Below are 22,534 nucleotides of genomic sequence, written 5' to 3' on the forward strand. Positions count from 1 at the left end.
CCTGGCTTTGGACGCTCGTTTATGGATCATAACGATGAGGACTACAACGGGTATGACGGGGAGGACGCTTGGCAGGACGTGGCCCGTTACGGAACGGCCGCTACCAACGATGAAAACCCGGATGCCCTGCACCCGAACGAATTTTACCTCCACGCAGACGAACGTCTGGGCTACGTCGAGGACATCGAAGGCTTCACGATCACCGACATCGAAGGCAATCCGGTGTCCGAACCGCAATACGTCCGCAACGATGCGTATCGCCGGGCGTGGAGAGAAGCTGACGAACGCTATTAAAAAAAGCTCTGTGCCGCAAGCAGGCACAGAGCTTTTTTGTATGAAAAATATTTTTGTTTGAAATGAGGGCGCGGGGAGCATGGTAAAGAGTAAGGGAATGTGCTACAATGGGCAAGCAAAAAACGGGCTTTTTTGCCTTTTAGAGGTGACAAGATGCTGTTTTATCTGCTGATCGCTCTTGTGGTGGTCCTCGATCAAGTGATGAAATATTACATACGCACGAATATGGAAGTGACCGAGTCGGTTCCGCTGTGGGAAGGCGTCATCAATTTGACTTCACACCGCAACACAGGCGCTGCTTTTGGGATTTTGGAAGGGCAGCAGTGGTTCTTCATTCTGAGCGTGGTTGCGGTGCTCGTCGGGGTGATCTATTTCCGCTCCAAAGGCGAATTCAAAGGCCGTCCGCTAATGGAGACGGGTGTAGCGCTGCTCGTCGGCGGCGCGATCGGCAATGCGATCGACCGCGTGGTATTTGGCGCAGTGACCGACTTTTTTGATCTGCAGTTCATGAGCTTTGCGATTTTTAACATCGCTGACGTGGCGATCAACGTAGGTGTCGGCTTGATGATTCTGTCGATGCTGGTGGAATGGGCGAAGGCGAGCAAGAACATCCGCAGGGAGGGAGATGCCTGATGGAAGAGAACGTGCAAACGGAACTTGGACAAACGGTGGACGAAGAACTGGCCGAACGCGACACGATGTCGTGGACGATCGGCGAGGAAGCGGGAGAGCGCATCGACAAACTGCTCACCGGCTGGGTGAGCGAACTGTCGCGCACACAGGTGCAGGATCTGATCGACGAGGAAGCGATCCTCGTCAACGGCAGCAAGTCGAAGTCGAACTACAAGGTGCGCGCAGGCGACGTGATCACGCTCGACCTGCCCGAACCGGCCGAAGTGGAACTGGTGGCGGAAGACATTCCGCTCGATGTGCAGTATGAGGACAAAGACGTGATCGTCGTCAACAAGGCGCGCGGCATGGTCGTGCATCCGGCGGCGGGACATACGAGCGGGACGCTGGTCAACGCGCTGCTGTTCCACTGCAAAGACTTGTCCGGCATCAACGGCGAAGTGCGTCCGGGCATCGTGCACCGCATCGACAAGGACACTTCGGGGCTGTTGATGGCAGCCAAAAATGACCACGCACACCGCCACTTGTCGGCACAGCTCAAGGAGCACTCCGTGACCCGCAAATACATCGCCATCGTACACGGCGTTGTTGAGCATGACCTTGGCACGGTGGATGCGCCGATCGGACGCCATCCCGTGCATCGCCAGCAGATGGCGGTGATCCGCGAAGGCGGCCGGGAAGCGGTCACACACTTCCAGGTGATCGAGCGGCTGGAGAAGCATACGGTCGTCGAGCTGAAGCTGGAGACGGGCCGCACGCACCAGATTCGCGTACATATGGACTTTATCGGGCATCCGCTGGTCGGCGACCCGAAATACGGGAACCAAAAGCGCAACAAATTCGGCGACATCATCGACGGCCAAGCTCTGCATGCGCAAGTGCTGGGCTTTGTGCATCCGCGGACGGAGGAGTATCTGGAGTTTACGACCGATATTCCTGAGGAAATGGTGCGCCTGATCGACTTTTTGCGACAACAGGCTTGACGAGTCTCGCAAAAATTGCTATTCTTCAATAGAACTGAATAAGTCCTTTAAACTGATCCTGTGAGGTCGGTAAGGAGTCGGCGCAGAGGCCGGATGCTTGCGAGCATCTCCGGTACTCTGTAAACAACTGTGCACGTATAAGCAGGAGGCTTCTTCCATCCAGGGAAGAAGCCTTTTTTTGTCGACTAGGGGACACTAGATAAGCAATCAGCAAACTGTGTGAGACTGGAGGAGCCACGATGGACCTGACCGAAAAAACGCAGCTGCTCGATGCGGAAGCGATCCGCCGGGCTCTGACACGCATCGCCCATGAGATCGTCGAGAAAAACAAAGGGACGGAAGATCTGGTGATCATCGGCATCAAAACGCGGGGCATACACCTCGCGAAACGGCTCGCCGACCGCATCCAGTCCTTTGAGGACCAGCAGGTGCCGGTCGGGACGCTCGACATCACTTTGTACCGCGACGATCTTAAGCAGCGGACAGAACAAGCGGTGGTGCACGGCTCAGAGATCCCGTTTGACATCACCGACAAGAAAGTGGTGCTGGTCGACGATGTGCTCTTTACGGGCCGCACCGTCCGCGCCGCACTGGATGCGCTGATCGATATCGGACGGCCGACGCAGATCCAACTGGCTGTGTTGGTTGACCGCGGACACCGCGAACTGCCGATCCGCCCCGATTACGTAGGCAAAAACGTTCCAACCTCCCGCGACGAAGTGGTGGCGGTGAATCTGGCGGAAACCGAACAAGAAGATAAAGTCATCATCATGGAAAACGCAAACACTCTTTAACCGGGTCCCGTGAGGCGCGAAAGAGTGGGATGCTTTGGACAGGCCTTGCTGTACCCTGGCTGTGCCTTGCCCAAACACGCCCTCTCCCGAACGCTGCGGAGAGGTTTTTTGTTACCAAGGGGTGTGTCATCTAGGGGGTAAACATCATGAGCCAACAACGAGTTGTCGATGTACATGAGCGCCTGCCGCTCGGACAATCGCTTCCGCTTAGCCTGCAGCATCTCTTCGCCATGTTTGGCGCGACGGTACTGGTGCCGTTCCTGACCGGGTTGAACCCGGCGATTGCCTTGTTGACGAGCGGCATCGGCACTTTGATCTACATCTTCCTGACCAAAGGCATGATTCCGGGCTACCTCGGCTCGTCCTTCGCTTTCATCGCGCCGATCGTCGCCGTGTCGAAAGCGGAAAGCCCGGAAGCCGCCCTCTTCGGCTGCTTGATCTCGGGGATCGTGTACATCATCGTCGCCTTGATCATCAAAGGGGCGGGCATCGGCTGGCTGAACAAGCTGCTGCCCCCGGTCGTCGTCGGCTCGATCGTCATCGTCATCGGGCTTGGCCTCGCTGGAACGGCGGTCAACATGGCATCGAAAAACTGGACGGTCGCTTTTGTCGCCTTGATCATCGCGATCATTGCCTCCGCATTCTTCCGCGGGTTCCTCGGGGTGATCCCGGTTCTGCTCGGCATCATCGGCGGCTACATCTTCGCTGTCACGCAAGGCATGGTTGATTTCACGAAAGTAGCGGAAGCAAGCTGGCTCTCCATGCCGGACTTCCAAACGCCGAAAGTGTCCTGGACGGCAGCGCTCTTGATCGCCCCGGTCGCGCTGGTCACCATCGCCGAACACATCGGTCACCTGCTGGTCACCGAAAACATCGTCGGCCGCAACCTGATGCAAAAGCCGGGTCTGCACCGCTCGATGCTCGGCGACGGCGTCGCAACGGCGATCGCAGGCGCCTTGGGCGGTCCGCCGTCCACCACGTACGGCGAAAACATCGGGGTGATGGCGATCACCCGCGTCTACTCGGTCTGGGTGATCGGCGGCGCTGCGGTGTTCGCAATCCTCTTCGCCTTCATCGGCAAAATCAACGCGGTCATCTCGTCGATTCCGGAGCCGGTCATGGGCGGCATCTCGATCCTGCTCTTCGGGATCATCGCCTCGGCGGGTCTGCGCATGCTGGTCGAAAGCGGCATCAACTACGGCAACAAGCGCAACCTGATCATCTCCTCGGTCATCCTCGTGCTTGGTGTGGGCGGTGCGAAGATCCACATCGGCGAGCTGCCGATCGAAGGGATGGCGCTGGCCACGTTCGCCGGGATTCTGCTCAACCTGATCCTGCCGAAAAACATCAACAACGACGGCGCAGTACAGACCGATACGCTGGAGCATCAAAAAAAGTAAATAGGTGAAAATAGAAACGTTCTGTGCCTTCACAGCACCTTTAAACCAATACGAGAGATTGGTAAGGTCTGTTCTATCGGACGTGTAGTTTACTCTGTCTGCGGGACTCCCTTGCCAATGCGATATGCAAAGCAACGGGAGTCTCTTTTTGTGAGAAGAAACGGGAGGTAGCCGACATGTACCACGTGCTCAGTGCTCATCAGTTTGACCGCAACCAATTGGACCATCTGTTCCGCATGGCGGACATCATGGAATATACAGCTGCAAACGGCGGCTCGAATGTGTTAAACGGCAAGATCATGGCGGCTCTGTTCTTCGAGCCCAGCACGCGCACCCGGCTCTCGTTCGAGTCGGCAATGCTGCGCTTAGGCGGCACGGTGATCTCCACCGAAAATGCCGCTCAGTTCTCCTCGGCGATCAAAGGGGAGACGCTCGAAGATTCGATCCGGGTGATCTCGTCGTACGCCGATGTGATCGTGCTCCGCCACAACGAAGTAGGCGCTGCGACCCGCGCGGCGAAAGTGTCGGACGTGCCGGTGATCAACGCCGGCGACGGCGCGGGCGAACATCCGACCCAGTCCCTGCTCGACCTGTTCACGATCCAAAAGGAACTGGGCAAGATCGACGGCCTGCACATCGCGATGGTTGGCGACCTGACCTACGGGCGCACGGTGCACTCCCTGTCCTACATGCTCTCCCGCTACCAGAACGTGACCCTCTACTTCGTATCGCCTGACAACTGCCCGATTCCGCAAAAGGTCAAAGACTACCTCGACGAGCAGGGCGTCACCTACTTTGAAGAAAACGACCTGCAGCAAGTGGCGGAAAAAGTGGACGTGCTGTACATGACGCGGATTCAAAAAGAGCGCTTCCCGAGCGGCGAAGAATACTTGAAAGCGGCCGGCAAATACGTGATCGACCAAAACGTGCTGAACTTGATGAAACAAAACGCGATCATCATGCACCCGCTGCCCCGCGCCGGCGAAATTCTGCCGGAAGTGGATGCCGACCCGCGCGCGGCGTACTTCCGCCAAGCGAAAAACGGCGTCTACATCCGCATGGCGCTGCTCGCCTACTGCCTGGGCGGCAAACAGGCGGAAGCGGAACTGGAAGCTTTGGCAAAAGTGATGGGCTAAGCAAGCTTTACCATACAGAGGAGGATGACGATGGGACTGGTACTGAAAAACGGACGACTCTTGAACTTGGAAACGGGCGAGCTGGAAGCACGCGAACTGCGTATTGAAGGGGAGATCATCGCCGAGGTGGCGGAGCGCATCGACGCGGCCGGCCACGAGGAGATCGACTTGAAAGGCAACGTGATCCTGCCGGGCTTCCTCGACATGCACGTGCATCTGCGTCAGCCGGGCTTTGAAGCGAAAGAGACGATCGAGACCGGCACGGCAGCAGCAGCAAGAGGCGGGTTCACCACGGTGGCTTGCATGCCGAACACCCGTCCGGTGATCGACTCGCCGGAATTGATCCGCTACGTGTACGAGACGACCGCCAAGGAAGGCTCCTGCACCGTCCTCCCGTACGGCGCGATCACCAAAGGCGAACTCGGTGAAGAACTGACCGACATCGCCGGGCTGAAAGCGGCCGGCGCGCTTGGCATCACCGACGACGGCGTCGGCGTGCAGTCTTCCTCCCTGATGCGCGAAGCGATGCGTGTCGCCGCTGCGCTTGATCTGCCGGTGGTCATCCACTCCGAAGACGAAGACCTCGCCAAAGACGGCTGCATGAACGAAGGCGTTGTCTCCAAACGCCTCGGTCTGCCGGGCATCCCCGGCTTGGCGGAAAGCGCGATGATCGCCCGCGACATCCTGCTCGCCGAAGACACTGGAGCACACCTGCACGTCTGCCACATCTCGGACGCCGCATCGGTCGAACTGGTGCGCTGGGCAAAAAGCCGCGGCTTGAAAGTGACGACCGAAGTCACGCCGCACCATCTGCTCCTGACCGAAGCGATCATCGACCAGACGGACGGCCAAGACGCCAACATGAAAGTCAACCCGCCGCTACGCACGGAAAAAGACCGCCTGGCCTGCCTGCAAGGGCTGCTCGACGGCACGATCGACATGGTGGCGACCGACCATGCGCCGCACACCGCAGAGGAGAAAGCGCGGCCCTTTGCCACCGCCCCGTTTGGCTTTATCGGACTGGAGATCGCCTTCCCGCTGCTCTACACCGAACTTGTGCAAAACGGTCACCTGCCGCTGCACGAACTGGTCCAAAAGTTCACCGTCAACCCGGCGAACGTGTTCAAAATTGACCGTGGCAGCCTCGCACCGGGCAAAGTGGCCGACCTGACCATCGTCGACCTCGAAGCGGAGCGCGAAATCGCAGCGGCTGAACTGAAGACAAAAGGCCGCAACACGCCGTTCCTCGGCAAACAGGTCAAAGGCTGGAGCGTGCTGACGATCAACCAGGGACGCATCACCTACCAAGGCAACTAAAACAACTCAGGCTAGAGGACAAAAGAAGGGTGGAGAAGCGAATGCGAGCAAGGCTGATTTTGGAAGACGGAACGGTGTTTGAAGGCACCGCGTTTGGCGCAGACGGCGAATCGTTTGGTGAAGTTGTGTTTAACACCGGCATGACCGGCTATCAAGAGGTGCTGACCGACCCGTCGTATTTTGGACAGATCGTGACGATGACCTATCCGCTGATCGGCAACTACGGCGTCAACGTCGATGACATCGAGTCGAACCATCCGCACGTGCGCGGCTTTGTGGTGCGCGAGTGGTCGGAACATCCGAGCAACTGGCGCAACATGGGCAGCCTCGATGGCTATCTGAAGAAAAACAACATCATCGGCATCCAAGGCATCGACACCCGCATGCTGACCAAAAAGATCCGCGTCAAAGGCACGATGGGCGGCGTGATCACCACTTTGGACGGCACGGTGGACGAATATGTGGCGAAGCTGAACACGCCGCATCTCCTGCCGCGCGACCAAGTGGCCCGCGTCACCACCAAATCAACCTACAGAAGCCCGGGCAAAAACCGCCGCATCGTCGCGATGGACTTCGGGATGAAATCGGGCGTGCTGCGCTCGCTCGTTGCACGCGGCTGTGATGTGACGGTCGTGCCGGCCGACACTTCGGCCGAAGAGATTCTCGGCTGGAAACCGCACGGCGTGATGCTCTCCAACGGCCCTGGCGACCCGGCCGACCTGAACGACATCATCGAAACGGTGCGTGGGTTGATCGGCAAAGTGCCGATCTTCGGCATCTGCCTGGGCCACCAGCTGATCTCGCTGGCGTGCGGCGCGAAGACGGACCGCCTGAAGTTCGGCCATCGCGGCGCCAACCACCCGGTCAAAGACCTGCTCAACGGTCGCTGCTACATCACCTCGCAAAACCATGGCTATGTGGTGGTCGCGGAGTCGCTGGAAGGCACCGGCCTCGAACTGACCCATATCAACCAAAACGACGGCTCGGTAGAAGGCGTGCGCCACACAGAGCACCCGGTCTTCTCCGTCCAGTACCATCCGGAGGCGCGTCCGGGTCCTGACGACTCCGATTACCTGTTCGACCGATTCATGGAGCTGATTGAAGCACACTGGGAGGGGAAATAAACCATGCCGCTGCGTACAGACCTCAAGAAAATTCTCGTCATCGGTTCCGGTCCGATCGTCATCGGACAAGCTGCGGAGTTTGACTATGCGGGCACCCAAGCCTGCCACGCCCTGCGCGAAGAAGGGATCAGCGTCGTGCTGGTCAACTCCAACCCGGCAACGATCATGACCGACATCGAAACGGCCGACAAAGTTTACGTCGAGCCGCTCACCCCGGAATTTGTGGCACAGATCATCCGCCAGGAAAAACCGGACGGCCTGCTCGCTACACTCGGCGGCCAGACCGGCCTGAACATGGCGGTCAAACTCCACGAGATGGGCGTGCTGGAACAGGAAGGCGTCGAACTGCTCGGCACCGCCTTGTCCTCGATCAAGCAGGCGGAAGACCGCGAAGAGTTCCGCTCGCTGATGCACGAACTTGGCGAACCGGTGCCGGAGTCGGAGATCGTCAACACCTACGAAGGGGCGAAGCAGTTCGCCGAAGAGATCGGCTTCCCGATCATCATCCGCCCGGCCTACACATTGGGCGGCACCGGCGGCGGGATCGCCAAAGACTGGGCGGAGTACGAAGAGATCGTCAACCTCGGCCTCCAGCTCTCTCCGATCTCGCAGGTGCTCGTGGAGCGCTCGATCGCAGGGTTCAAAGAAGTCGAATACGAAGTGATGCGCGACAAGAACGACAACTGCATCGTGGTCTGCAACATGGAGAACTTCGACCCGGTCGGCATCCACACCGGCGACTCGATCGTCGTAGCACCCTCGCAGACCTTGTCCGACCACGAGTACCAGATGCTCCGCACCTCGGCCTTGAGAATCATCCGTGCGCTGGGCATCGAAGGCGGCTGCAACGTGCAGTTTGCGCTCGACCCGGACTCCTTCCAGTACTACCTGATCGAAGTGAACCCGCGCGTGTCCCGCTCTTCGGCGCTGGCGTCGAAAGCGACCGGCTACCCGATCGCGAAAATCGCGGCGAAGATCGCCATCGGCTACACCCTCGACGAGATCGTCAACCCGGTCACCAAGCAGACCTACGCCTGCTTCGAGCCGGCGCTCGACTACATCGTCACCAAGATCCCGCGCTGGCCGTTTGACAAATTCGTCTCCGCCAAGCGCGTGCTCGGCACCCAGATGAAAGCGACCGGCGAAGTCATGGCGATCGAGCGCTCCTTCGAAGCCTCGCTGATGAAAGCGGTGCGCTCGCTGGAGATCGGCCTCGACTCGCTCGACCTGCCGGGCGCAGAAGAACTCGATCAGGAAACGCTGGAAAAACGCCTCATCGTCGCCGACGACGAACGCCTCTTCCTGCTCGCCGAAGCATTTAAGCGCAACTACACGGTAGAGCAATTGCACGACCTGACCAAGATCGACGAATGGTTCCTCGTGAAAGTGGAAGGCATCGTCCGCCTCCTGCAGACGATCGAAAAAGACGGCCTGACCGAAGAGAACCTGCGCAAAGCGAAGCGCTGGAGCATCACCGACTCGACGATCGCCCGCTACGCCAAGACGACCGAAGACGAAGTGTATGGCACCCGCCAAGCCTTGGGCCTGCGTCCGGTGTTCAAGATGGTCGACACCTGCGCCGCTGAGTTCGACGCGGAAACGCCGTACTACTACTCCGCTTACGAGACGGAAGACGAAGTGGTCGAATCGAACGACAAGAAGGTCGTCGTGCTCGGCTCCGGCCCGATCCGCATCGGCCAGGGCATTGAGTTCGACTACTGCTCCGTCCACGCGGTGTGGGGCTTGAAAGACGCAGGGTACGAGTCGATCATCATCAACAACAACCCGGAGACGGTCTCGACCGACTTCTCGACCTCCGACCGCCTGTACTTCGAACCGCTGCACATCGAAGACGTCATGCACGTCATCGACCGCGAGCAGCCGGAAGGTGTCATCGTCCAGTTCGGCGGTCAGACGGCGATCAACCTCGCCGCACCTCTCGCCAAGCGCGGCGTGAAAATCCTCGGCACGCAGCTCGAAGACATCGACCGCGCCGAAGACCGTGAAAAATTTGACCAGCTGCTGACCGACCTCGACATTCCGCGCCCGCAAGGCAAGACGGTCTTCACCGTCGAAGCGGCAGTCAAGGCAGCAAATGAAACCGGCTATCCGGTCGTGGTGCGCCCGTCCTACGTCCTCGGCGGCCGTGCGATGGAGATCGTCTACACCGAGCAGGATCTGCTGCACTACATGAAACATGCAGTCAAAGTCAACTCTGAGCATCCGGTGCTCGTCGACCGCTACCTGACCGGCCTTGAGATCGAAGTCGACGCCATCGCCGACGGCGAGACGGTGCTGATCCCGGGCATCATGGAACACGTCGAGCGCGCCGGCGTACACTCCGGTGACTCGATCGCGGTGTACCCGACACAGAAGCTGTACCCGCACCTGAAAGAGACGATCATCGAATACACGACGAAAATCGCCCGCGCCCTGAACGTCAAAGGGCTGCTGAACATCCAATACGTGGTCTCCAAAGACAAGGTGTACGTGATCGAAGTCAACCCGCGCTCCTCCCGCACCGTGCCGTTCCTCTCGAAAGTGACCGGCGTGCCGATGGTCGACGTGGCGACCCAGATCATCTTTGGCAAGTCGCTGGTGGAACAAGGCTACCAAAACGGGCTCTGGCCGGAGCCGCAAGACATGGTCGCTGTCAAAGTGCCGGTCTTCTCCTTCGCCAAACTGCGCCGCGTCGATGTTACGCTCGGCCCGGAGATGAAATCGACCGGGGAAGTGATGGGGCAGGAGCGCACGTTCGCCAAAGCGCTCTACAAAGGCCTGCTCGCCGGCGGCATCGACATCCCGGAGCATGGCACGATCATCGCGACGATCGCCGACAAAGACAAGGATGAGGCGCTGCCGATTCTCAAGGGCTACGCAAACCTCGGCTTCCGTTTCCTGGCGACCAAAGGCACCGCCGCGCTGCTGCGGGAAAAAGGCATCACGGCGGTCACCGAAGTGAAGAAACTCGCAGAAGGCTCGCCGAACCTCGTCGACCTGCTGCGCCAAGGCAAAGCCGACATGGTCATCAACACGTTGACCCACGGCAAGGACACGTCCCGCGACGGCTTCCGCATCCGCCGCGAATCGGTGGAACACGGCATTCCGTGCCTGACCTCGCTCGATACTGCGCAAGCGATGCTCGACGTCCTGCAGTCGATCCGCTTCTCGACCGTACCGCTTGGCGCCGTACAGAACTAACAAAAGGGGGCTGGGACACATGGCACGGCTTACGATTCTCGAACACAAAGAAATCGCCCGCAACATGATGTGGATGGTGTTTGAAGCGCCGGAGAACCTCGACTTTTCCCCAGGCCAATTTTTACACATCCGCGTGACCGACGGAGTGGATCATCTGCTCCGCCGGCCCATCTCGCTCTGCAAGGTGCTGGGGGACAAAGCAGGCATCGGCATCGCCTACCGCGTGGGCGGCAAAGGGACCAAACTGCTCCAGGCCAAAAAGCCGGGCGACACGCTCGATGTGCTCGGACCGCTGGGCAAAGGCTTCAAACTGCATGCCGGCGACCAACATGCGCTGCTCGTCGGCGGGGGGATCGGTGTGCCGCCGATGCTGGAGCTGGCCGAACAGCTGACCGGACAAGGAGTGCGCGTGACCACGATCGTTGGCTTCCAAAGCGAAAATGTCGCGATTCTGATCGAAGAGCTGAATGTGTTTGGCGAAGTGCTGGTCGCGACGAATGACGGAACGCTTGGCAAGCAGGGATTTGTCACCGATTACATGACCGATGAACTGCTGGCCTCGGCCGACCGCTTCTACGCCTGTGGACCGACGCCGATGCTGCGCGCGGTACAGGAGAAGATGAAAGGCAAAGTCGAAGGCTACCTGTCGCTCGAAGAGCGCATGGGCTGCGGCATCGGCGCCTGCATGGCTTGCGTCACTTCCTGTGTGATGGAGGACGGCAGCGTTGGGTTTAAGAAAGTGTGCAAAGACGGGCCTGTGTTCCCGGCGCCGGAGGTGGTCTTGTCATGACAGCAAACGTCGATCTTTCTGTTGAAATCGGCTCTCTGAAGCTGAAAAATCCGGTGATGCCGGCGTCTGGCTGCTTCGCGTTTGGCAAGGAATTTGCCGACTTTTACGACTTGAGTCTGCTCGGCGCGATCACCGTAAAAGCGACAACGCTGGAACCGCGCCTTGGCAACCCGACCCCGCGTGTGGCAGAAACGCCGGGCGGGATGTTAAATGCGATCGGGCTGCAGAATCCGGGCGTGGAAAAAATCATCGCTGAGGAACTGCCGCACCTGCGCAAATATGACATCCCGATCATCGTTAACGTCGCCGGCACCACGGTAGAAGACTATGTGGCGGTCACAGAGCGCCTGATGGACAGTCAGGATGTAGACGCGGTGGAAGTCAACATCTCCTGCCCGAACGTGAAGTGCGGCGGGATTCAATTCGGCACCGATCCGGAGCAGGCGGCACATGTGACACGTGAGATCAAGCGCGTCTCGAAAGTGCCGGTGATCGTCAAGCTGTCTCCGAACGTGACCGATATCGTGGCGATGGCCAAAGCGGTGGAAGATGCCGGAGCGGATGCGATCTCGCTGATCAACACGCTGGTCGGCATGTCGATCGACCTGAACAAGAAGCGCCCTTTGATCGCCAATGGTATTGGCGGCTTGTCCGGCCCGGCTGTCAAACCGGTCGCCGTGCGCATGACCTACCAGGTGGCGCAAGCGGTACAGATTCCGCTGATCGGCATGGGCGGGATCATGACCGGCGAAGACGCGATCGAATTTATGATGGCTGGCGCTGCGGCGGTGGCGGTCGGCACGGCGAATTTTGTGAACCCGCTGGCCTGCCCGGAGATCATCGACGAGATCCAAGCGTACTGCGCGGAAAACGGAGTTGAGCGCGTGCGCGATCTGCAAGGCGCGGCGTGGAAGGAGTTGGCGCGATGAACACGGAGCTTCGGCCGCAAGAACGGATCTTTGTTGCCCTCGACTATGCCAACATGGACGATGCGCTGCGCATGGCGGAGCAGCTCGGCGACACGATCAAGACGATGAAAGTGGGCCTGCAGCTCTTTTTCAACAGCGGGCCGCAGATCTTGCACCGTTTGCATGAGATGGGCTTTCAGGTGTTTATGGACTGCAAGTTTCATGACATTCCGAACACGGTGGCCGGGGCGTCTGACTCGGTGACGCAGCATGGCGTGTACATGTTTAACGTGCATTGCGCGGGCGGCGTGGAGATGATGAAACGCGCCAAGGAAGCGGCGCTCAAACGGGCGGAGAGCATGGGCATCCTCGTGCCGAAACTGATCGGGGTCACGCAGCTGACCTCGACGTCGCAGGAGATGTTAAACGCCGAGATCGGCGTGCCGGGCGATGTGCAAAGTTCGGTGATCCACTATGCAAAACTGGCGCAGCAGGCCGGTTTGGACGGCGTGGTAGCTTCGGGGCATGAGATCGAAGCGATCCGCACCGCCTGCGGGGATGACTTCGTGACGGTGATCCCGGGCATTCGGCCGACGTGGGCAGCAAGCGATGATCAAAAGCGGATCATGACGCCGAAGGAAGCTCTGCAGGCCGGCGCGCACTATCTGGTGATCGGGCGCGCGATCACGCATGCGGCCGACCCGAAAGCGGCAGCCTTGCGCATTTTGGAAGAAGTGTAAGAGACATTTCGAGGGGGAGTAAGATTATGACCACGACGACAGCGAACAAAATCTCGAAAGCTTTGCTCGACATTCAAGCGGTGTTCCTGCGCCCAAACGATCCGTTCATCTGGGCGTCCGGGATGCGCTCGCCGATCTACTGTGACAACCGGCTGACCCTGTCTTATCCGGAAGTGCGCGACTTGATCGCGGAAGGATTTGCGGAGCTGATCAAGGAGAAATACGGCGACGCGGATATCATCGCGGGCATGGCGACCGGCGGGATTGCGCACGCAGCGTTTGTCGCGCAAAAGCTGAACAAACCGATGGTCTACATCCGCTCCTCGGCGAAAAAGCACGGCAAAGGCAATCAGGTGGAAGGCGCGCTGCAGGCCGGGCAAAAAGTCGTGATCATCGAAGACCTGATCTCGACGGGCGGCTCGGTGCTGGACGGCGTCACCGCTGTGCGCGAAGCGGGCGGCGAAGTGCTGGGCGTGGCGGCGATCTTCACCTATGAGTTCCAAAAGGCGTATGACAACTTTGCGGCTGCAAAATGCCAATTTGACACGCTGACCAACTATTCGGCTCTGCTGCCGATCGCGGTGGAGTCCGGCTATGTGTCGGAAGCAGACCTCGAACTGCTGAAAAAATGGAAAGAAGCGCCGGAGAAGTTTTAAACAAGCGTGTGGCAAGAGACCCTAAGACAGGGTCTTTTTTGCGTTTTGGGGAGGAAGCAGCAGGCAAGCGAAGAATGTATTAATTGCGACAGGGATGAATTTTAACATCAGTATAGTGAGGGACGCAGAGATGAAAGTCACCAATTTGATGGAACAGATCGTGGAAGATGTTTTGCAGGAGCAGTGGCAGAACCTGAACTTGGCCTGCACGTGCGAGATCTGCAGAAATGACATCCTGGCCGTCACGCTCAACGCCTTGCCGCCGCGCTATGTGGCGCATGAACGCGGCCGGGTGATCGTGCAGGCGCGGATGATGCATGAACAGATGAAAGCGGATGTGCTGCGGGAAGTCGCCCGTGCAGCGGGCATTGTCGGGGCCAAACCGTCCCATGAGTAACGGAATCCAAAGATCGCTGACGGCGGTCTTTTTCTGATCAGTTGCGTGATTTTCTCATTGCGGCGTTGACGCAACTGTGTTACTTTAGAAAGGGAAGTAACACGGTTCGATAACACTGGCGAAATGGGGAGGGCAGTTCAATATGAGCGAATGTGCAATCTGCTACCTCGGACAATATGACTTGTTCAAAGATCTGACTGAAGATGAACTGGATCTGCTGGGGAGAGGCAGTCAGCCAAATGTGATTCCGAAGCGCGAATATATTTTCACGCCGGATGACCCGGGCAATCAGGTATATATGTTGAAATCGGGACGCGTGCGCATCTCGCGTCTGTCGGAGACGGGCAAACACTTTACGCTGGTCATTTTGGAGCCGGGCGATGTGTTTGGCGAAAATGCTTTGTTTGCGGATGAACCGCGCCGCAATTTTGCCGAGGTGCTGGATGACGCGCAGATCTGCGCGATCGATAAAAAGGAATTTGAAAAAATTGCGATGCGAAATCCGTCGGTGTCGCTGAAACTGGCGCAGATCGTCGAGCATCGCTTGAATGAAGCGCAGGAGCAGATCGAACACCTGGTGTTTTATGATGTGCAGACTCGTCTGGCCCGCCTGCTGCTGAAGCTGGCCGACATTCACGGTGAGCGCGTCGACGGCGGCGTGCAAATCGGGATCAAGCTGACGCATGAAGACATCGCGTCCTTGATCGGTTCGACGCGGGAGACGACCAGCAAGATTTTGAATGAGTTCAAAGCGAACGGCTGGATCGATGTGAAGAAACGCCATATTATTTTGGTCGACCAAAAGGTGTTGGCTGAGATGAAGTAAGAGAGCGCCTGCAGAGCGCTCTCTTTTTTATTCGCGAAGAGGAAAGGTATGGGGGGAGACGAAATAGGTTGGTAGAAGCACAGAAAGAAACCGCCCGGACGAAGCGGGCGGCCTGTTTGATGGGCTATTGGGCATCGTAGGAATGGATCTCATAGGTGCGGGCGGCTGCGGGACGGGTGGTGCGGCGTTTGACAGGGACTTTGGTTTTGGGTTGTGAGGGTGAAGGTGAAGGTCGACTGAACTGGGTGAACAGGAAGATGACGCCGACCAGCTCTGCCAAGTTTCCTGCGATCCCGACTGTGTCCCGGATGAGGTAAAACATTCTGTCTTCCACGGTTGCTCCCCCTTTCCGACCATTTTGGTGCGAGTATATGGATGTTGGACAATAAGCAGAACAGAGGGAGGCGAAATTGATGCAAGGGATACACACGGAAATGAGCAGGTCGAAAGGTGCGGTCGGGCTGGCTGCGGTGCTCCTGCACGGCGCATCGGACCACAGTGCGCGCTACCGGCATGTGATTGATTCATTAAACGAAAACGGCATCGACGTCATCACCGGCGACCTGCCCGGATTTGGCCGGTCGAAGGGGCTGCACGGGCATATTGACCGCTTCGACGAGTACCTGGGGACGGTGGATGGCTGGGTGCGCGAGGCGGAGCGGTTGGCAGGCGCTGACGGGCGCGTGGTGGTGATCGGGCACAGCATGGGCGGTCTGGTCGCGGTGCGCTATTTGCAGGAGTATGGAGCGAAGCATGAGCGGATCATCGGGGCGGTGCTTTCCTCGCCGCTGTTGCGCGTGGCGGTGGCGATCCCGGCCTGGAAGCGCCAGATCGCCAAGGTGCTCGACCGCGCCCTGCCGAAACTGCGCATGCCAAGCGGGATCAGCACGTCGTACCTGACGCGCAGCCCGGAAGTTGTCACCGCCTATGAGCAGGACCCGCTCTGCGGCGGCGTGGTCAGCGCGCGCTGGTACTCGGAAATCCAGCGCGCCATGGAACTGGCGAAACGGGACGCGGGGAAAATCACGGTGCCGATCCTGCTGATGCAGGCCGGGTCTGACAAAATCGTGGCGCCGGAGGAAGCCGAGCCGTTTTTCCACTCGCTGGCTGAGCGGGAACAAAACAAGTTCGTCTGGTATCCGGACTGCTATCATGAGCTGTTTAATGAGCCGGAGCAGGAGGAAATTATCCGCGAGATGCTGGAATGGGTTGCCAACTCCTAATGTCTTGGCATATACTTACGTTGTAACACATTCCCAAGTTTCTGAAAGGTGGCATCAAGATTCTACATGATCTACTAAGTTTGCAATTCGACGTTCACCAGATGAATAGGTGAGTAGAATTCAAACGCGGCTTCTATGCTGCGAGAGCGGGACAGGTGTGCCCTGTTCACAAGACTCTCGAAGTGGACCCATGTAGACAAACGATTGATGCGCCATTCGCATGTGTTGGCTTATTTTCTTATTTCCTCATGCGGGAATGGATACTTATTGATCGAATGTTGGAAGCCGTGGTCGCGTTTGCTGACTGCGGCTTTTTTGCGTGGGTGCCCTTCGGATTGGGAGGGATTCACGATGTTAGTTGTGAAGATGATTGGTTTGAAAAAGATGTTTGTTACGCGTACGGTATTTGAGAATTTGGAAGCCTCGATCGCCTGGGGCGAAAAAGTGGCGATCGTGGGACCAAACGGAGTGGGGAAAACGACGCTGCTGAACATGTTGACCGGGACGGAAGCGCCGGACGCCGGGGCGATCGTTTGGGACCCGCAGATTGACCCAAAGCGAATCGGGCTGTTGACGCAGCAGATCCAGCTGCAGGACGGTGAGACGGTGCGCGAATTTGTGCGGGGGGCAAGGCCGGAACTGCTGGCTGTGGAACGGGAAATGCGACAGATTGAGACAGAGATGTCGAAAGATATTTCTCGGGAAATAATGGCGGAAGAGCTTGTTTCACGCTATGGAACGCTGCAGGAGCGCTTTGAAGCGCAGGGCGGTTATACGTTTGACAGTGAGCTGGACCGGGTGCTGCAGGAAGTTGGGCTGTCTGCCGAGGTCTGGGAGACGGAGCTGAAGGCGGCCAGCGGCGGGCAAAAGACGCGGGCGCAGTTGGCGAAACTTTTGCTGGGGGAGCCGCAGGTGCTTTTGCTCGATGAACCGACCAACCACTTGGATGCCGAGACGATGGATTGGCTGGAAGACGCCATCCGCTCTTTTGCGGGCACGGTGGTGACGGTCTCGCATGACCGCTATTTTCTGGATCGCATTGCGACGCGCATTCTGGAACTCAGCCCGCAGCGGATCGGTTCGTATCCCGGCAACTATACGGCGTATCAGGAGCAGAAGGAAGTGGAGCGCCGCACGCAACAGGTACAGTATCAGAAGCAGCAGGTGGAGATGCAGCATCTGGAAGAGCTGATCGGCATGTACAAAAAGTGGTACATCCGGGCGCATAACGCCGGGGGCGGCAGCAAAAAGCGGACAAAAGGGCACATCAGCCGCATGCGCAACAAAGAGAAGCAGTTAGAGCGTCTGCAGGCGCAAAAAGTGGAGCAGCCTAAAGAGCTGCAGTCGATCCAGCTCTCGTTCGACAGCGGGGATAAGCTTGGCAACCGGCTGTTTCTGGTGGAAAATGCGGCGGTACGCTTTGGCGAACGGACTTTGTACACAGGGGTAAATTTTGCTGTGGAACGCGGGGCGCGGATGGCGCTGGTCGGGCCCAACGGGATCGGGAAAAGCACGCTGTTAAAAGTGCTGACCGGCGATCTGGCTCCGATGGAGGGCACGGTGAAAGTCAGCCCGCAGGTGCAGATCGGCTATTTCGGGCAGGAAGTGGACCGGCTTGACCCGGAGAAGTCGATTTTGGAAGAAGTGCTGGAACTGGACACGCTGACTCAGGCGGAAGCGCGAACGGTGCTGGCCGGGTTTCTGTTCCGTGGGGAAGCGGTGTTTAAGAAGATCGGCACGCTGAGCCAAGGCGAGAAATGCCGGGTGGCGTTTGTGAAACTGTATTTCTCGGGCGCCAATGTGCTGGTGCTCGATGAGCCGACCAACTACCTCGACATCCCGGCCCGTCAGCGGGTGGAGCAGGCTTTGGAGAATTTCCCCGGCACGCTGCTGCTCGTCTCGCATGATCGCTACATGGTGCAGCGACTGGCGACACAACTGCTGTTGTTTCAACCAGGGCAGGTCACCCATTTTGATGGCGGATGGCAGGCGTGGCAGGAACATCAGGAACGCCGCCGCTTTACGCCGGAAGAGCTGGCACTCCAGGAGCGGCGGATGATTCTGCAGATGGAGCTGTCGCGTCTGGCGGAGAAGCTCGACAACCCGCAATCCCGTCCGGAAGAGCGGGAACGGGCGGCTGTGCAGTTGACGTCCGTGCAGGGGCTGTTGCGGGCCATGTCGTAATAAGATCTTAGGTAGAGGAGGCTGAGAGAGATGGAGATTGGGATTCGACGAGGCTTGCGGATTCCGATGCGTGACGGGGTGACTTTGGCGGCAGACTTGTACCGGCCGCAGGGAGACGGCAAACATCCTGCGATCATCGTACGCACGCCGTATATGATCAACACCGACATCATTCATGAGACGGGCTCGTATTACGCAGAGCACGGGTTTGCCGTGCTGTATGTGGACGTGCGGGGCCGCGGCGATTCGGACGGGGTGTTTGTGCCGTACCGCAACGAGGCGGTCGACGGCTATGACACGATTGAATGGGCAGCCGCGCAAGACTGGTGCACCGGGCATGTCGGCACGATGGGCGGCTCGTATCTGGGGTGCATTCAGTGGCAGACGGCACTTTTGCAGCCGCCGAGCCTGAAAGCGATGTCCGTCTCGGTGACGCCGTCCGATCCGTTTGTGGAATGGCCGACCGGGATCACCACGCCGCAGCATCTGTGCTGGCTGTACATGACGAGCGGACGCCTGATGCAAAACGTCGACGTGGTGGACTGGGACAGCATCTACACCCATCTGCCGCTGGTGACGATGGATGAGCTGACCGGGCGCGAGCTGCCGCACTGGCGCGAAGAAATCGAGCATCAGGGGCTGGATGAGTGGTGGAAAGCGATCTGTTATCAGCACCGCTTCGAGGAGATCGATCTGCCGGTCTTGCACATTTCCGGCTGGTACGATGATGAGCAGGTCGGCACCCCGCTCAATTTTTCTGGGATGACCGAGCGGGCGAAAACGGAGCAGGCCCGCAAGAACCAGAAGATGATCATGGGCCCGTGGCCGCACCGGATTAATACGTCGACGACGCTTGGCGAGCTGGATTTTGGCCCGGAATCGCTGATCGATCTGCGCGGCTATCATGTGCGCTTTTTCAACCATTGGCTGAAAGGCGAACCAAACGGGCTGAACGAGGAAGCGCCGGTGCAGCTGTTTGTGATGGGCGAAAACAAGTGGCGCGAAGAGCAGGAGTTTCCGCTGGCCCGCACGGAATGGACCAGGCTGTATCTGCACAGCCAAAACGGGGCGAACTCGCGCTTTGGCGACGGCATGTTGTCCAAAGATGCGCCGCGCAATGACGCGGGGGAAGCGCAGACCGACACGTATCTCTATGATCCGGCCGATCCTGTTCCGTTTCTGACCGAGCCGACGTCGGCGCAGATCGGCGGGCCGGACGACTACTCGCAGGTGGAGGAGCGCCGCGATGTGCTGGTCTACTCTACGGAAGCATTGACCGCAGACGTGGAAGTTACCGGGCCGGTCAAGATGGAGCTGTTTGCCGCTTCGAGCGCGGTGGACACCGACTTTATGGTCAAACTGATCGATGTCTGGCCAAACGGATATGCCCAGCGCTTGACGGACGGCATGGTGCGGGCGCGGTTTCGTGAAGGGATGGAGAGGATGTCGCTGATCGAGCCGGGCCGCGTCTACCGCTATGAGGTGGACTGCTGGAACACCTCTCATCTGTTTAAAAAAGACCATCAGATCCGCATCGAGATCGCATCCAGCGCCTTCCCGAAGTATGACCGCAACTTGAACACCGGCGCGCCGCTTGGGAAAACGGCCGAGATGATGACCGCCGAGCAGACGATTTATCACACGGAGGAGCATCCGTCGGCGATTCTTTTACCGATCATTCCCCGCTAGTAGAAGAGCAAGACCCTTTCCGCATTGGAAAGGGTCTTTTTGTTGTAAGAATCCAATTAACTAATAAAAGGACTTTTGTCGCATCTGGCGAATAGTACCAGCAGATCATGGGATGCGGAATGGAGGAGCAAGCGTGTTTGGCAAAATGTCGATCAAGTATAAAATCATCTGGCCGATGCTGCTGGTCATGACGATCGTGATGGGCCTGATGTCGTATTGGATCTATGACCGGACGGCCGACAGTCTGCAGCGTCAGGGCTTTGCGATGACGGAGACGGTGCGGATGGGGATTGAAAATGCGCTGGTCGCCCGCCAGACGGCAGAAGAAGTGATGGAGCGGGAGATGATCGGACAGGCGGTGCTGTTGTCCAACCTCGTCGAGAAGGGCACCAGCTATGCGGAGTTGGCGGAGCTGGCCAAGCGCTCCGGGCTCGATGAGTTTTGGGTGACAGACGGCACAGGCAAGACGGTGCTGACCAATATGGCGCCCCAGGTCGAATTTGATTTTGGCCAGGATCAGCAGGCGCAGGCGTATGAATTTATGGATCTGATCACCGGCAAGCGCGATATGGTGACCCAACCGGCGCAGGTGCGTACGATCGATGACAAGATTTATAAATTTGTTGGCGTCACCGGCTGGAAGTCGCCGCAGATCGTACAGGTCGGCCGGGACGGTGCGCGGCTGATGGAGCTGGAAGCAGAAGTTGGCGCCGGACCGGTGATTGCGCAGATCAAAAATCAGCTTGGTGACCAGATTCTGTTCGCGGCGGTCGTGGCGGAGGACGGCAAGGTCACCGCTGCGAGCGAGGCACAGCTGAAGCAATTGCCTGCGGAACTGCAAGGCAAGTTGGGCGAAGCGTTGCAGAACGAACAGACCACGTTTTTGCAGAGCGAGTATGAGGGGACGAAGGCGACTTACTTTTTTGCCCGCTTGTCGAACGGTCAAGGGGTGGTGCTGGCGCTGTCCAATGAAATTTTGACCTCGATTCAGCGTGTGACGATCGGGGCGACGCTGGGTGGGCTGCTAGTGATCGCGCTTGTGCTGTTCGCAGTGGTCTCACGCCAGTTCCGGCGCTTGCGGTCGCTCAATGATGCGCTTTTGTCGATCTCGAACGGGAATGGCGACCTGACCCGCCGCTTGCCGGTGGAGTCGCGGGATGAGATCGGGACGCTGGCCGTCTCCGCCAATGGGATGCTGGACACCTTGCAAGGCACGATCAGACGGGTGACAGATGCGGTGGACAAGTTCCATTTTGCTTCTGCGAACCTGAAGCACACGACGGAGCAGGTGCGGGTCGCCAACCATCAGATCGCCGGTGAAACGATGGCGGTGTCGCATCTGTCGTCCGAGTCGGATACCCAACTGACCGGGATGAGCAGCCTGATGACAGAATTGGCCGGGACGGTGGAGGAGATCGCCGCCAGCGCGAAGGAGTCGGCGCTGTCGACCGATCATTCCGGGAAGATGGTGTCGCTTGGACGCGGGATCGTCGAGGCGGCGACAGACAAGATGAAAGTGATCGATCACAATACGCAGGAAAACAACCAGGTGATCGACCAGTTGGCGGTGAAGTCGGCGCAGATTGAAAAGATTTTGAAGATGATCACCGACATTGCCGACCAGACCAACCTGCTGGCGCTGAACGCGGCGATTGAAGCAGCACGGGCGGGCGAGGCGGGGCGCGGGTTTGCCGTCGTGGCCGGGGAAGTGCGGAAGCTGGCCGAAAATGCGGTGCGCGCTACGTCTGACATCGCCAGCATCACACAGGACATTCGGCAGGAGATCCAGACCATCGTGCACAATCGGGGCAAGCATACGCAAGATCTGGAGGCAGGATTGCAGGCGTTTGGCACGGTCGAGCAGGTGTTTGACGAGATTGCGTCGGCGTCGGAGGAGATGGCGTCGCATCTGGAAGCGATCACGCAGGAAAATGAGCGGCTGGCCGTCTCCTGGCAGGAGTTGATGTCAGGTGTGGAAGACCTGCAGGCCGCATCGCGGCGCACGGTGGGCAATACGGAGAACATCGCCGCCTGCATTGAGGAGCAGACCGCTTCGATGGATGAGATCGCAGGGTCTTCCGCAATGCTTGCCGATACGGCTGCCGAGCTGCAGGAGACGGTGGCAGGGTATAAGGTATAAATATAGCAGCAGCAGATGCCGTCCGGTGCAGAGCCGGGCGGCATTTTTCTGCTAAAAAGCCAAAAACTGCATGGCACAGGGAAAAGGTGGAAGGCTAAAGGG

20 protein-coding genes (1 of these 20 only partly in view) are annotated in these 22,534 nt (G+C 58.5%); 19 read left to right on the forward strand and 1 reads right to left on the reverse strand.

What is annotated here, in order from left to right; translation table 11 throughout:
* From CBW65_RS16245 to CBW65_RS16315, 15 genes are all read left to right on the forward strand, one after another.
* Positions 1–294, forward strand: the end of a protein-coding gene (locus CBW65_RS16245) for a TraR/DksA C4-type zinc finger protein (RefSeq protein ID WP_087457696.1). Its footprint begins 420 nt before the window's first position; 294 of the gene's 714 nt are visible here — the last part of the coding sequence; the start codon falls outside the window, past its left edge; it ends in the stop codon at positions 292–294.
* Positions 295–447: 153 nt separating this feature from the next.
* Positions 448–927 carry a signal peptidase II gene (gene lspA, locus CBW65_RS16250; protein WP_232463347.1) on the forward strand — a complete coding sequence of 160 codons (480 nt, stop codon included), beginning with the start codon at positions 448–450 and terminating at the stop codon, positions 925–927.
* A complete protein-coding gene (locus CBW65_RS16255) occupies positions 927–1,907 on the forward strand; it encodes an RluA family pseudouridine synthase (RefSeq protein ID WP_087457697.1) in 981 nt (326 codons plus the stop codon). The genes lspA and CBW65_RS16255 overlap by 1 nt, the downstream gene beginning before the upstream one ends.
* Positions 1,908–2,146: 239 nt before the next feature.
* Entirely contained in the window at positions 2,147–2,701 is a 555-nt protein-coding gene (gene pyrR / locus CBW65_RS16260) for a bifunctional pyr operon transcriptional regulator/uracil phosphoribosyltransferase PyrR (protein WP_198299636.1), read from the forward strand.
* Between the two features lie 146 nt (positions 2,702–2,847).
* The gene (gene uraA / locus CBW65_RS16265; RefSeq protein ID WP_087457698.1) at positions 2,848–4,101 is read left to right on the forward strand and encodes a uracil permease; all 1,254 of its coding nucleotides are present in this window, start codon (positions 2,848–2,850) and stop codon (positions 4,099–4,101) included.
* 176 nt (positions 4,102–4,277) lie between these two features.
* Positions 4,278–5,237, forward strand: a complete 960-nt coding sequence (gene pyrB, locus CBW65_RS16270) for an aspartate carbamoyltransferase (RefSeq protein ID WP_087457699.1) — start codon at positions 4,278–4,280, stop codon at positions 5,235–5,237.
* Positions 5,238–5,267: 30 nt separating this feature from the next.
* Entirely contained in the window at positions 5,268–6,554 is a 1,287-nt protein-coding gene (locus CBW65_RS16275) for a dihydroorotase (RefSeq protein ID WP_087457700.1), read from the forward strand.
* A gap of 41 nt (positions 6,555–6,595) precedes the next feature.
* Positions 6,596–7,678 (forward strand): glutamine-hydrolyzing carbamoyl-phosphate synthase small subunit, encoded by a 1,083-nt coding sequence (carA, locus tag CBW65_RS16280; protein ID WP_087457701.1) that lies wholly within the window; start codon positions 6,596–6,598, stop codon positions 7,676–7,678.
* A 3-nt stretch (positions 7,679–7,681) separates the two neighbouring features.
* A complete protein-coding gene (gene carB / locus CBW65_RS16285) occupies positions 7,682–10,879 on the forward strand; it encodes a carbamoyl-phosphate synthase large subunit (RefSeq protein WP_087457702.1) in 3,198 nt (1,065 codons plus the stop codon).
* Between the two features lie 19 nt (positions 10,880–10,898).
* A complete protein-coding gene (locus CBW65_RS16290; protein WP_087457703.1) occupies positions 10,899–11,669 on the forward strand; it encodes a dihydroorotate dehydrogenase electron transfer subunit in 771 nt (256 codons plus the stop codon).
* Positions 11,666–12,598, forward strand: coding sequence for a dihydroorotate dehydrogenase (locus CBW65_RS16295; RefSeq protein ID WP_087457704.1), 933 nt, complete (start codon positions 11,666–11,668; stop codon positions 12,596–12,598). Before CBW65_RS16290 ends, CBW65_RS16295 begins: the two co-directional genes overlap by 4 nt.
* The gene (pyrF, locus tag CBW65_RS16300) at positions 12,595–13,317 is read left to right on the forward strand and encodes an orotidine-5'-phosphate decarboxylase (RefSeq protein WP_087457705.1); all 723 of its coding nucleotides are present in this window, start codon (positions 12,595–12,597) and stop codon (positions 13,315–13,317) included. The genes CBW65_RS16295 and pyrF overlap by 4 nt, the downstream gene beginning before the upstream one ends.
* Before the next feature lie 26 nt (positions 13,318–13,343).
* Positions 13,344–13,973, forward strand: coding sequence for an orotate phosphoribosyltransferase (gene pyrE, locus CBW65_RS16305; RefSeq protein WP_087457706.1), 630 nt, complete (start codon positions 13,344–13,346; stop codon positions 13,971–13,973).
* Between the two features lie 130 nt (positions 13,974–14,103).
* Complete coding sequence (locus CBW65_RS16310; protein WP_157721988.1) at positions 14,104–14,370, forward strand: late competence development ComFB family protein; 267 nt, start codon at positions 14,104–14,106, stop codon at positions 14,368–14,370.
* Positions 14,371–14,512: 142 nt separating this feature from the next.
* Entirely contained in the window at positions 14,513–15,196 is a 684-nt protein-coding gene (locus CBW65_RS16315) for a Crp/Fnr family transcriptional regulator (RefSeq protein WP_087457708.1), read from the forward strand.
* Between the two features lie 124 nt (positions 15,197–15,320).
* On the opposite strand, the gene CBW65_RS16320 is transcribed toward CBW65_RS16315, so the two are convergent.
* The gene (locus CBW65_RS16320) at positions 15,321–15,530 is read right to left on the reverse strand and encodes a hypothetical protein (RefSeq protein ID WP_087457709.1); all 210 of its coding nucleotides are present in this window, start codon (positions 15,528–15,530) and stop codon (positions 15,321–15,323) included.
* Between the two features lie 79 nt (positions 15,531–15,609).
* On the opposite strand from CBW65_RS16320, the gene CBW65_RS16325 reads away from it, so the two are divergent.
* The 4 genes from CBW65_RS16325 to CBW65_RS16340 all read left to right on the forward strand — a co-directional run bounded on the left by CBW65_RS16325 (position 15,610) and on the right by CBW65_RS16340 (position 22,432).
* Complete coding sequence (locus CBW65_RS16325; protein ID WP_087457710.1) at positions 15,610–16,419, forward strand: alpha/beta hydrolase; 810 nt, start codon at positions 15,610–15,612, stop codon at positions 16,417–16,419.
* 351 nt (positions 16,420–16,770) lie between these two features.
* Positions 16,771–18,603, forward strand: coding sequence for a ribosomal protection-like ABC-F family protein (gene abc-f / locus CBW65_RS16330; RefSeq protein ID WP_198299637.1), 1,833 nt, complete (start codon positions 16,771–16,773; stop codon positions 18,601–18,603).
* A gap of 30 nt (positions 18,604–18,633) precedes the next feature.
* Positions 18,634–20,292 carry a CocE/NonD family hydrolase gene (locus CBW65_RS16335; protein ID WP_087457712.1) on the forward strand — a complete coding sequence of 553 codons (1,659 nt, stop codon included), beginning with the start codon at positions 18,634–18,636 and terminating at the stop codon, positions 20,290–20,292.
* 133 nt (positions 20,293–20,425) lie between these two features.
* Positions 20,426–22,432 (forward strand): methyl-accepting chemotaxis protein, encoded by a 2,007-nt coding sequence (locus tag CBW65_RS16340; protein ID WP_198299638.1) that lies wholly within the window; start codon positions 20,426–20,428, stop codon positions 22,430–22,432.
* Positions 22,433–22,534: the final 102 nt, after the last annotated feature.

This window comes from Tumebacillus avium (assembly GCF_002162355.1).
In the GTDB taxonomy this organism is placed as follows: Bacteria; Bacillota; Bacilli; order Tumebacillales; family Tumebacillaceae; genus Tumebacillus_A; species Tumebacillus_A avium.